1 protein-coding gene is annotated in these 584 nt (G+C 77.7%); it reads right to left on the bottom strand.

Translation table 11 applies throughout. The features are described 5' to 3' along the window. A partial coding sequence (locus N869_RS15860; protein ID WP_198026117.1) for a hypothetical protein occupies positions 1–565 on the bottom strand: 565 nt, incomplete at its 3' end. Between the last annotated feature and the right edge of the window lie 19 nt (positions 566–584).

Raw genomic sequence — 584 nt, 5'->3', positions numbered from 1 at the left:
CGACGCCTGCGAGCGCCGCGACCAGGAGCACCCGGTGGCTCGACGGCGCGAGCACCCAGGCCTGGAACGCGCCCAGGGTGACCAGCACCATGGCCGTACGCCACCAGAGCACGCCGTACCGGCCCGCTCGCGGGAGCCTGGACGGCGCGACGAGCAGGGTCGCGGCCGCGATGCACACCACGGCCACCGCCACGGCGGTCGCGGGATCGGTGGCGCGGGCCAGCGCCATGAGGGCCAGGACCGGGGCCACCCCTCCCACGGTCCCGAGGACGGGGCGTGAACCCGGGTCGGGCCACGGCCGTCGACGGCGCAGCAACGCCCACAGACCCACGACGCCGAGCAGACCGGCGGACCACGCCGCCTCGGGCAGGCTGAAGACGCACGCCACCAGCAGGCCCGCCGCAGGGAAGACCTGGGTCGCGCGCTCACGGGAGCCTGGGGCGCGCCCCGCACCCTCGATGAGCAGGAGGTACCCGGCGCCGGCGGCAGCGAGCACCGGCCCGGTTCCCAGCGCCGGGGCGACGCCCAGCGCCAGGACCGTCCACCACGCCGTCGAGAGCACCACCCGCGTCCCGCGGGGGGCG

This window comes from Cellulomonas bogoriensis 69B4 = DSM 16987 (assembly GCF_000767165.1).
GTDB lineage: Bacteria > Actinomycetota > Actinomycetes > Actinomycetales > Cellulomonadaceae > Actinotalea > Actinotalea bogoriensis.
This window is presented reverse-complemented; position numbering and strand designations above follow the sequence as displayed.